Consider the following 9125-nt stretch of genomic DNA (forward strand, 5'->3'; position numbering starts at 1 on the left):
GGCTAACAAACTATATGGCATTTTTTGAACAGGCAATCACCGTTCTTCAGACCCTCGTTATCGCGCTCGGTGCCGGTCTCGGTATCTGGGGCGTTATCAACCTGCTGGAAGGTTACGGCAACGACAACCCCGGCGCCAATGCTTATGTGTCATAAAGTAGCATATAAAAATTGATATGCAGCCCTACTATTCCAAACAAACATTGTTAAAAATGACGAAATCTTTTGAGGTTTTACATATCATATCGTGAATAACGCTTGATTTATCGGCATTTTCATGGTAACATTATCCTAAGATATAGTGTAGAAATGTATACAAGGATACTTAGTTGAAAGGAGGGAAATTTGGTGGACTATTTATGGGTGTTGGTATTATTGATTTTGGGAGTTTGTATGGTCTGTTATCCTAAAATATTATGGAAAATAGAAAATTTATTCACAGTAAAAAATGGTGAACCAACCGAACTATATTTAGTATTAATGCGGATTGGTGGTGTATTTTTTATTATTTGTTCAGTTGGTATGATTATATATCTAATTATAAAATGAAACACCCTTATAGTTCTTAAATTGTATCCTATTATTCGAATTCAATAATTTCAAGAAAGGAGTGAACTGTATGAATAAGATATTTAAAAAGGTTATATCATTGGCACTTATAGGAACGCTATGTATAGGTGCAAGTACGACGACTTTTGCAAGTGAGTTATCGCCGGAAGCAAAGGCAGAAGCGACACAAACTAATGAAAGTGAGCGGAAAGTAAATTGGTGGCAAGTTGGTTGGAAAGTTTTATCCGACTATTTTGAAAAACTTATCGATCTTGATGGACAGAGCGTAAAAGATAGTAATTGGGCATATCTTGTGTCTCCGAGTATTGAATTTAATACTGGCGAGATGGGAAATGAAGTATACTTTAAACCAGAAGTAAATAATTCAGTTGGTTCAATGCGTATGCATGGACATCGAGTGATTTTTGTTGATATTTAATGGAAAAAATAGAAAGCATTGAGAATATTTCATAATTTCTTGAAAGTACTCTCAGTGCTTTCTTTGATAATATGAAAGGAGAAATAAATGCAAAAAAAACAACTTTCTGTATTAGTACTAATTATTTTATGCTTTTTATTAGGATGTAACAGAGAAACACCAAAAGATGAATCTCAACAAAATTATGAAGATGAATCTAATATTTCTAAAACAAATGGAGAAGAACTTGTAAATATAAACAGTGAATTGTTAGGTTCGACTCCTTTTGATATCCAAATCGATAAAACAGCATTGCAGACTAGAAAAGAAACAGAAACAGAAGTTACAATAAAGACAAATTTAACAGACTGGGGTTATACTGTTTCTTCTGAAAAAGGGAAAATATCTGATATAAATAAAAATTCATTCATATATATAGCACCTAAAGATGAGAGGGATGATACTATAAAAATACAATTATCGGACTATGAAAATGGCATATCATATGAATATACAATTCCACTTATTTTTGCGGGAAACAATGAACATTCTTTAGATAAATTCAAGGAAAATCTTTCAAGATTACCTAATAGTTAGTAAAGAGTCGATAGACTAAAGTACCACCATCCTCTTTTATTTCAACTGAATATCCATCCCGCCGCACCGCAGCGGCACATGAAGCAGTAAATCCGAAAAAGATTTGCTGCTTTTTTTGCGTCCATTTTTGGCAAATTTCCAAAAGTTCCGTATTAGACAGTGAAACCAAAAAAGGCTGCCATTTTTTTCAGACAGCGGGCAAAACGCAGCTTCCGAAACGCCTTATTGTCGGGAAAGACCGAGCCGCCGGAAAAGTTCTTGCCGGAAAGTCCGTCCATTCTGCTCTTTTGTGGTTTGTAGGGAGTAAGGGAAAAACGCCAGCCCGCAGCCTTTTATAAAAAAAGCTGGTTATAGATTTTCTGAAAAAGTGGCAGTAGCAAGTGAACGGCAGGCCGGCAGTTTCTTAGAGCAAGATTCTACCGAGGTGCCAAAATTCGCTTATCGCTCATTTTGCCCCTGCGGGAATCTTGTTGGGGAGTGCCTTCCCCAAACCCTGCTTATGCGGCTTGCGCCGCTGAAAAACCCCTCAAAATATTTTTCGGATTTTTCAAAAACAGTTCCGCTTCACACCCTGTTTTTCTCCTATTAGTGAGAGGACACCACGCACAGAAAGGAGGTCAACCACCTATGAAACGATACAACACGCCGCACCGCAGCCGGGTAGTCAAAACACGCATGACCGAGGAAGAATACGCCGAGTTTGCCCAGCGGCTTTCTGCTTACCACATGAGCCAAGCCGAGTTTATCCGGCAAGCCATAACCGGGGCAGCCATACGCCCCATCATAACCGTTTCCCCCATCAATGACGAGCTGCTTGCCGCTGTCGGGAAGCTGACCGCCGAATACGGGAGGATCGGCGGCAACTTAAACCAGATAGCCCGGACGCTGAACGAGTGGCACAGTCCCTATCCGCAGCTTGCCGGGGAGGTACGGGCGGCGGTTTCCGACCTTGCTGCCCTAAAGTTTGAAGTCTTGCAGAAAGTGGGTGACGCTGTTGGCAACATTCAAACATATCAGCTCTAAAAACGCCGACTATGGCGCAGCGGAAGCCTATCTCACATTTGAGCATGACGAGTTTACCATGAAAGCCACCCTTGATGAAAACGGGCGGCTGATACCGAGGGAGGATTACCGCATTTCTTCCCTCAACTGCGGGGGCGAGGATTTCGCTGTTGCCTGTATGCGAGCCAATCTCCGCTATGAGAAAAACCAAAAACGGGAAGATGTGAAAAGCCACCACTATATCATCAGCTTTGACCCACGGGACGGGACAGACAACGGCTTGACCGTAGACCGGGCGCAGGAGCTGGGCGAGCAGTTCTGCAAGGAGCATTTCCCCGGACACCAAGCCCTAATCTGCACCCACCCGGACGGGCATAACCACAGCGGGAATATCCATGTGCATATCGTCATCAACTCCCTGCGGATTTACGAAGTCCCGCTTCTGCCCTACATGGACAGACCAGCCGACACGCTGGAGGGCTGCAAGCACCGCTGCACCAACGCCGCTATGGAATATTTCAAGAGCGAAGTCATGGAAATGTGCCACCGGGAGGGGCTTTACCAAATCGACCTCTTGAACGGCAGCAAGGAACGGATAACCGAACGGGAATACTGGGCGGCAAAGAAAGGGCAGCTTGCCCTTGACAAAGAGAACGCCGCCAGAGAAGCCGCCGGACAGCCGACCAAGCCCACCAAGTTTGAAACGGACAAGGCGAAGCTGCGCCGGACGATACGGCAGGCACTTTCCCAAGCTGGCAGCTTTGACGAGTTTTCTTCCCTTTTGCTGCGGGAGGGTGTGACCGTCAAGGAGAGCCGGGGGCGGCTTTCCTACCTCACGCCGGACAGGACAAAGCCTATCACAGCCCGAAAGCTGGGGGACGATTTTGACAAGGCTGCTGTCCTTGCCCTGCTCACGCAGAACGCCCACAGAGCTGCCGAACAGACCAAAGCCATACCCGAATACCCTGCCGCAGTTAAAAAGCCGTTACAAGGGGAAAAAGCTGCAAAAACCACCCCGGCAGACAACACCTTGCAGCGCATGGTTGACCGGGAAGCCAAGCGAGCCGAGGGCAAGGGCGTGGGCTATGACCGCTGGGCGGCAAAGCACAACCTAAAGCAAATGGCAGCTACCGTTACCGCCTATCAGCAGTACGGCTTTTCCTCCCCGGAGGAACTGGACGAAGCCTGTTCTGCCGCCTATGCCGCCATGCAGGAAAGCCTTGCGTGGTTGAAGCAGGTGGAAAAGACGCTGAACGGGAAAAAGGAGCTGCAACGGCAGGTGCTTGCCTATTCCAAGACCCGCCCTGTCCGGGACGGGCTGAAACAGCAGAAAAACGCCAAAGCAAAAGCAGCCTACCGTCAGAAGCATGAAAGTGACTTTATCATAGCAGACGCAGCCGCCCGCTATTTCAGGGAGAACGGCATTTCCAAGCTGCCGAGCTATAAATCCCTGCAAGCAGAGATTGAAAGCCTTATCAAAGAGAAAAACAGCGGCTACAACGATTACCGGGCAAAACGGGAGGAGTACCGCCGCTTGCAGACTGTCAAGGGCAATATCGACCAGATTTTACGCCGGAGCGAGCCGCAGCGCAGAAAGGAGCAGAGCCATGAACGGTAATATCCCCCGCATGGACTACCGCCAGTACCGGGCAGCCCGCCGCCTTGTGCATGAGTGCTGCAACTATGACAGCGGGAACTGCCTGCTGTTGGAGGACGGCGAGCCTTGCGTGTGTGTACAGAGTATCAGCTATTCGCTGCTCTGCCGCTGGTTTACCGCCGCTGTCCTGCCCCTTGATGAAGCACTGGAAGCCGCCCTCTTGCGCCGGGGAAGCCGGAAACGCTGCGCTGTCTGCGGGGCGTTCTTCTTCCCAAAATCCAACCGGGGGAAATACTGCCCGGACTGCGCCGGACGCATGAAGCGGATAAACGCCGCCAAACGGAAGCGGAAACAAAGGGAGAAATGTCACGCTTTAGGGCATTTCAAACCCGCATAAATCAAGGCTTTTTTGGAGGGTGTCAAAGGGTGCGTGATACATTTATCCTTTTCCCTTAAAAACGCCCCCTAAAAGCGTAACAGAACCCACAGACAGACACCACAAGGAGGTGAACCCTATCGCTGATTATATGACCGCAGGAACGGAGCTGCCCGCTTACCTGCCTTACCCCCGTTTCCTGCTGGAAACAGACCTATCCCACACCGCAAGAGAGTTATATGCGCTGCTGTTAGACCGTTCCACCCTTTCGCAGAAGAACGGCTGGCAGGACAGCGAGGGACGGACATACATTGTCTACCCCATAGCAGAGATAGCGGAAATGCTGGATAAAGGCTGCACCACCATAAAGGGCGCACTGAACGAACTGGACGCTGCCGGGCTGCTGGAACGCAGACGGACGGGCTTTTCTGCCGCCAACCGTCTGTATGTGAAAGTGCCGCCTATCCCAGTGGTACAGTTTTCCGACCAACTGACGGACGGAAAACCGCCCCTCATAAGGGCGGGAAACCGACCAACTGACAGCCGGAAAACTGACCTTATGACGGTCGGAAAACCGTCCCCTAACCAAACTAATATAAACAACCTAATAGAGAGCCAAACAAAAGGAGCGAGTGAGGGGCAGCCCCCCGCCGCTTATGGCAGATATAAAAATGTATTTCTTTCTGACACAGAACTTTTGGAGCTGGAACAGGACTTCCCCGGCAAGTGGGAGTATTACCTTGACCGCCTTTCCTGCCACATCGCTTCCACCGGGAAGCAGTACCAGAGCCATGCAGCCACCATTTACAAGTGGGCGCAGGAGGACGCTGCCAAAGAGAAGCCAAAGAAAGGCATACCGGACTATTCATTCAAGGAGGGAGAAAGCCTATGACCGATACAATCCACAACACCATACTGCCTATGACCGACACCACAGCCGAGCCGGAGGATTACACCGGGGAGGACGGGCTTTTATACTGCGGCAAATGCCGGAAACCCAAAGAAGCCTATTTCCCGGAGGGCAAGACCTTTTTCGGGCGTGACCGCCACCCGTCAGAGTGCGACTGCCAGCGGGCAGCCCGTAAGGAACGGGAAGCCGCCGAGAAGCGGCGCAGCCACCTTGAAACGGTGGAACGGCTGAAACGGCAGGGCTTTACAGACAAGACCATGCAGGACTGGACATTTGCCAACGATAACGGCAGCTGCCCGCAGATGAAGAACGCCGCCGGATATGTGGCACGCTGGGAACAGATAAAGGACGGGAACTACGGGCTGCTCTTGTGGGGCAGGGTAGGCACTGGGAAAAGCTATTTTGCCGGGTGTATTGCAAACGCCCTCATGGAGCAGGAAGTCCCGGTGTGCATGACAAACTTTGCAGCAATATTAAACGACCTTGCCGCCAGCTTTGCGGGCAGGAACGAATATATTTCCCGCCTTTGCAGCTTCCCCCTGCTCATCATTGACGATTTTGGAATGGAGCGTGGCACAGAATACGGTCTGGAACAGGTCTACAATGTGATTGACAGCCGCTACCGGAGCAGGAAGCCGCTGATTGTGACGACCAACCTCACGCTGGAGGAATTGCAGCACCCGGAGGACACCGCCCACGCCCGGATTTATGACCGCCTGCTTGAAATGTGTTCCCCTCTCTGCTTTACCGGGGAGAATTTGAGGAAAGCCGCCGCACAGGGAAAAATGGAACAGCTGAAACGGCTGCTTGCCGGAAAGGAGATTTGCCTATGACCGACACCCAGAGAAACAAACGCCCTGCCCGCCGCCCGGACTGCGTGACCGAAACGAGGATAGGCAACACAATCCTTGTGGTGTCTGGCTTTTTCAAGGAGGGGGCGACCGACACCGCCGCTGACAAGATGATGAAAGTGCTGGAAGCAGAAGCCGCCGCCGGATATTTGACCTGTGATAAGCCTGATTGAAAAACCGTCATTTTTACCGACCGTAAAGAAGCAGATTTGACGCTTTTGCCGCTATACAGACAGCCGCCCCATGTGGTACAATCAAGGTACGGAATAGTGGGGCTGGCTGTCGGAAACGGAGGAATTTATGTTAAGACAGACCACCCAGCAACTCATTACCGCCCTTTACCCAAGACTGTCCCATGAGGACGAGCTGCAAGGCGAGAGCAATTCCATTTCCAACCAAAAGAGGATTTTGGAAACCTATGCCAAACAGAATGGATTTTCTAATCTGCGCTGGTACACCGACGACGGTTATTCCGGTGCGAACTTTCAAAGACCCGGATTTCAAGCCATGCTTGCAGACATTGAAGCAGGGAAAGTCGGGACAGTTATCGTCAAGGATATGTCGAGGTTAGGGCGAAACTACTTACAGGTGGGAATGTACACAGAAATGATTTTCCCACAGAAAGGTGTCCGCTTCATCGCTATCAATGACGGAGTGGACAGCGCACAGGGGGAAAATGATTTTGCCCCGCTGCGGAACATTTTTAACGAATGGCTGGTGAGAGATACGAGCAAGAAAATCAAGGCAGTAAAACGCTCTAAGGGCATGAGCGGAAAGCCCATCACAAGCAAGCCCGTCTATGGCTACCTCATGGACGAGGACGAAAACTTTATCATTGACGAGGAAGCCGCCCCGGTGGTACGGCAGATTTACAGCCTTTGCCTTGCCGGGAACGGTCCGACCAAGATAGCCCGTATGCTGACCGAGCAGCAAATCCCCACGCCGGGGACGCTGGAATACCGCAGGACGGGCAGCACCCGCCGCTACCACCCCGGCTATGAGTGCAAGTGGGCGACCAATACCGTGGTTCATCTGCTGGAAAACCGGGAATATACGGGCTGTCTGGTAAACTTTAAGACCGAGAAGCCGTCCTACAAGCTGAAACACAGCATAGAAAATCCCCCGGAAAAGCAGGCGGTTTTTGAGAACCACCATGAGCCTATCATTGACCGGGAAACGTGGGAACGGGTGCAGGAGTTACGCAAGCAGCGCAAACGCCCCAACCGTTATGACGAAGTGGGCTTGTTCTCCGGCATACTCTTTTGTGCCGACTGCGGCAGCGTCATGTACCAGCAGCGATACCAGACGGACAAGCGCAAGCAGGACTGTTATATCTGCGGAAGCTACAAGAAACGCACCGCCGACTGCACAGCGCACTTTATCCGCACTGACCTCTTGACCGCTGGCGTACTCTCCAATCTGCGGAAAGTTACCAGCTATGCGGCAAAGCATGAAGCCCGGTTTATGAAGCTTTTAATCGAGCAGAATGAGGACGGGGACAGACGCAGGAACGCCGCCAAGAAAAAGGAGCTGGAAGCCGCCGAGAAACGCATAGCCGAGTTATCTGCTATCTTCAAGCGGCTGTATGAGGACAGCGTAACCGGGCGCATATCGGACGAGCGTTTCACAGAGCTGTCGGCAGACTATGAAGCCGAGCAGAAAGAACTGAAAGAACGTGCCGCCAGACTGCGGGAAGAACTTTCCAAAGCGCAGGAAGCCACCGCAAACGCTGAAAAGTTTATGAATGTGGTACGCAGGCACACTACCATTGAAGAACTTACCCCTACTCTGCTGCGGGAGTTTGTGGAGAAAATCGTTGTCCATGAAAGCGTTGCCCTTGACGGGAAACGCCGGGGCAAGTTACGCAGACAGGAAATCGAAATCTATTATTCTTTTGTCGGCAAGGTAGAACTGCCCGACACCTAACCGCCCGACCTATCCGACATACCTCATGTGCCGGATAGGAACGGCAAAATTTTTTACACTTCTATTACTTCTTTATCACACATAAGCAAAGAGCCAGGGCATGAAGCAGCTCATGGCCGGTGCTGGTGTAGCCGTAGTCGGCATGGTCCTTGTACCTCTGCTCTCCGGGCTTTTCTCTGTCTAAGCGTCTCCGTATGAAATCCTTGCCGCTCCCGCAGCTTTGCGGGGGCGGCGGAAAGGAGGTTGACACCGTATGGATTTCTTACTTGAAGCCCTGACAAATTGGCTGAAAGAAATGCTGGTGGGCGGTATTATGAGCAACCTTTCGGGGATGTTTGACAGTGTAAATCAGCAGGTCGCGGATATATCCGTACAGGTAGGCCAGACCCCACAGGGATGGAATGGCAGTATTTTCAGCATGATTGAGAATCTGTCCAACTCCATCATGGTGCCGATTGCAGGTGTGATTCTGGCTATCGTGATGACCGTAGACCTGATCCAGATGATTGCAGACAAGAACAACCTGCATGATGTGGATACCTGGATGATTTTCAAGTGGGTGTTCAAATCAGCTGCCGCCATCCTCATTGTCACAAACACATGGAATATCGTGATGGGCGTCTTTGATATGGCGCAGAGCGTAGTGGCGCAGGCGGCAGGGATTATCAATTCGGATGCGTCCATTGACATTTCCTCAGTTATGACCGATCTGGAACCGAGGCTGATGGAAATGGATCTGGGACCGCTGTTCGGACTGTGGTTCCAATCCCTCTTTATTGGCATTACTATGTGGGCGTTATATATCTGTATCTTTATCGTTATTTATGGCCGTATGATCGAAATCTACCGCGCGTCCAGAAGCGCCGCTTTTCATCCAAAGGCGGTGTGCGGGCATTTTGG

13 protein-coding genes and 2 pseudogenes are annotated in these 9125 nt (G+C 50.0%); 14 read left to right on the forward strand and 1 reads right to left on the reverse strand.

Annotation, left to right across the window (positions count from 1 at the left end; all coding sequences use genetic code 11):
- Positions 1–14 precede the first annotated feature (14 nt).
- From DWX68_RS01640 to DWX68_RS01655, 4 genes and pseudogenes are all read left to right on the forward strand, one after another.
- A pseudogene (locus DWX68_RS01640) lies at positions 15–143 on the forward strand (Maff2 family protein); the annotation flags it as partial.
- A gap of 204 nt (positions 144–347) precedes the next feature.
- Positions 348–548 carry a DUF6199 family natural product biosynthesis protein gene (locus DWX68_RS01645; RefSeq protein ID WP_117659859.1) on the forward strand — a complete coding sequence of 67 codons (201 nt, stop codon included), beginning with the start codon at positions 348–350 and terminating at the stop codon, positions 546–548.
- A 70-nt stretch (positions 549–618) separates the two neighbouring features.
- Positions 619–987: a hypothetical protein gene (locus DWX68_RS01650; protein WP_117659805.1), complete on the forward strand. Its 369-nt coding sequence runs from the start codon at positions 619–621 to the stop codon at positions 985–987.
- An 87-nt stretch (positions 988–1074) separates the two neighbouring features.
- A complete protein-coding gene (locus DWX68_RS01655) occupies positions 1075–1563 on the forward strand; it encodes a hypothetical protein (protein ID WP_002569239.1) in 489 nt (162 codons plus the stop codon).
- 152 nt (positions 1564–1715) lie between these two features.
- Here the strand turns inward: DWX68_RS01655 and DWX68_RS15005 are convergent, their stop codons facing one another.
- Positions 1716–1841: a hypothetical protein gene (locus tag DWX68_RS15005; protein WP_007037420.1), complete on the reverse strand. Its 126-nt coding sequence runs from the start codon at positions 1839–1841 to the stop codon at positions 1716–1718.
- An 89-nt stretch (positions 1842–1930) separates the two neighbouring features.
- Here DWX68_RS15005 and DWX68_RS14570 point away from each other — a divergent pair, with 89 nt between their 5' ends.
- The 10 genes and pseudogenes from DWX68_RS14570 to DWX68_RS01705 form a co-directional block, all read left to right on the forward strand.
- On the forward strand, positions 1931–2152 hold the full coding sequence (locus tag DWX68_RS14570; RefSeq protein WP_156327584.1) for a hypothetical protein: 222 nt from the start codon (positions 1931–1933) through the stop codon (positions 2150–2152).
- 38 nt (positions 2153–2190) lie between these two features.
- Entirely contained in the window at positions 2191–2586 is a 396-nt protein-coding gene (locus DWX68_RS01665) for a plasmid mobilization relaxosome protein MobC (protein WP_002594236.1), read from the forward strand.
- On the forward strand, positions 2558–4183 hold the full coding sequence (locus tag DWX68_RS01670; RefSeq protein ID WP_002594235.1) for a relaxase/mobilization nuclease domain-containing protein: 1626 nt from the start codon (positions 2558–2560) through the stop codon (positions 4181–4183). Before DWX68_RS01665 ends, DWX68_RS01670 begins: the two co-directional genes overlap by 29 nt.
- Positions 4173–4559 carry a cysteine-rich VLP domain-containing protein gene (locus DWX68_RS01675; protein ID WP_002594234.1) on the forward strand — a complete coding sequence of 129 codons (387 nt, stop codon included), beginning with the start codon at positions 4173–4175 and terminating at the stop codon, positions 4557–4559. The genes DWX68_RS01670 and DWX68_RS01675 overlap by 11 nt, the downstream gene beginning before the upstream one ends.
- 130 nt (positions 4560–4689) lie before the next feature.
- Positions 4690–5430 (forward strand): replication initiator protein A, encoded by a 741-nt coding sequence (locus tag DWX68_RS01680; RefSeq protein WP_002594233.1) that lies wholly within the window; start codon positions 4690–4692, stop codon positions 5428–5430.
- Positions 5427–6281 carry an ATP-binding protein gene (locus DWX68_RS01685; protein ID WP_002594232.1) on the forward strand — a complete coding sequence of 285 codons (855 nt, stop codon included), beginning with the start codon at positions 5427–5429 and terminating at the stop codon, positions 6279–6281. Before DWX68_RS01680 ends, DWX68_RS01685 begins: the two co-directional genes overlap by 4 nt.
- Complete coding sequence (locus DWX68_RS01690; protein WP_002594231.1) at positions 6278–6472, forward strand: transposon-encoded TnpW family protein; 195 nt, start codon at positions 6278–6280, stop codon at positions 6470–6472. The genes DWX68_RS01685 and DWX68_RS01690 overlap by 4 nt, the downstream gene beginning before the upstream one ends.
- A 127-nt stretch (positions 6473–6599) precedes the next feature.
- Entirely contained in the window at positions 6600–8225 is a 1626-nt protein-coding gene (locus DWX68_RS01695; RefSeq protein WP_002594230.1) for a recombinase family protein, read from the forward strand.
- An 85-nt stretch (positions 8226–8310) separates the two neighbouring features.
- Positions 8311–8409: pseudogene (locus DWX68_RS14815) on the forward strand (Maff2 family protein); the annotation flags it as partial.
- A gap of 69 nt (positions 8410–8478) precedes the next feature.
- Positions 8479–9125 (forward strand): VirB6/TrbL-like conjugal transfer protein, CD1112 family (locus DWX68_RS01705; RefSeq protein ID WP_118628440.1); only part of this gene is annotated, 647 nt, incomplete at its 3' end.

This window comes from Clostridium sp. AF20-7 (genome assembly GCF_003479275.1).
GTDB lineage: Bacteria > Bacillota > Clostridia > Lachnospirales > Lachnospiraceae > Otoolea > Otoolea fessa.

Bases quoted from the DNA above. Each gene is read 5' to 3' on its own strand.
- DWX68_RS01650 (WP_117659805.1), top strand. From the start codon at position 619: ATGAATAAGATATTTAAAAAGGTTATATCATTGGCACTTATAGGAACG.
- DWX68_RS01655 (WP_002569239.1), top strand. From the start codon at position 1,075: ATGCAAAAAAAACAACTTTCTGTATTAGTACTAATTATTTTATGCTTT.
- DWX68_RS15005 (WP_007037420.1), bottom strand. From the start codon at position 1,841: ATGGACGGACTTTCCGGCAAGAACTTTTCCGGCGGCTCGGTCTTTCCC.
- DWX68_RS01665 (WP_002594236.1), top strand. From the start codon at position 2,191: ATGAAACGATACAACACGCCGCACCGCAGCCGGGTAGTCAAAACACGC.
- DWX68_RS01675 (WP_002594234.1), top strand. From the start codon at position 4,173: ATGAACGGTAATATCCCCCGCATGGACTACCGCCAGTACCGGGCAGCC.
- DWX68_RS01680 (WP_002594233.1), top strand. From the start codon at position 4,690: ATGACCGCAGGAACGGAGCTGCCCGCTTACCTGCCTTACCCCCGTTTC.
- DWX68_RS01685 (WP_002594232.1), top strand. From the start codon at position 5,427: ATGACCGATACAATCCACAACACCATACTGCCTATGACCGACACCACA.
- DWX68_RS01690 (WP_002594231.1), top strand. From the start codon at position 6,278: ATGACCGACACCCAGAGAAACAAACGCCCTGCCCGCCGCCCGGACTGC.
- DWX68_RS01695 (WP_002594230.1), top strand. From the start codon at position 6,600: ATGTTAAGACAGACCACCCAGCAACTCATTACCGCCCTTTACCCAAGA.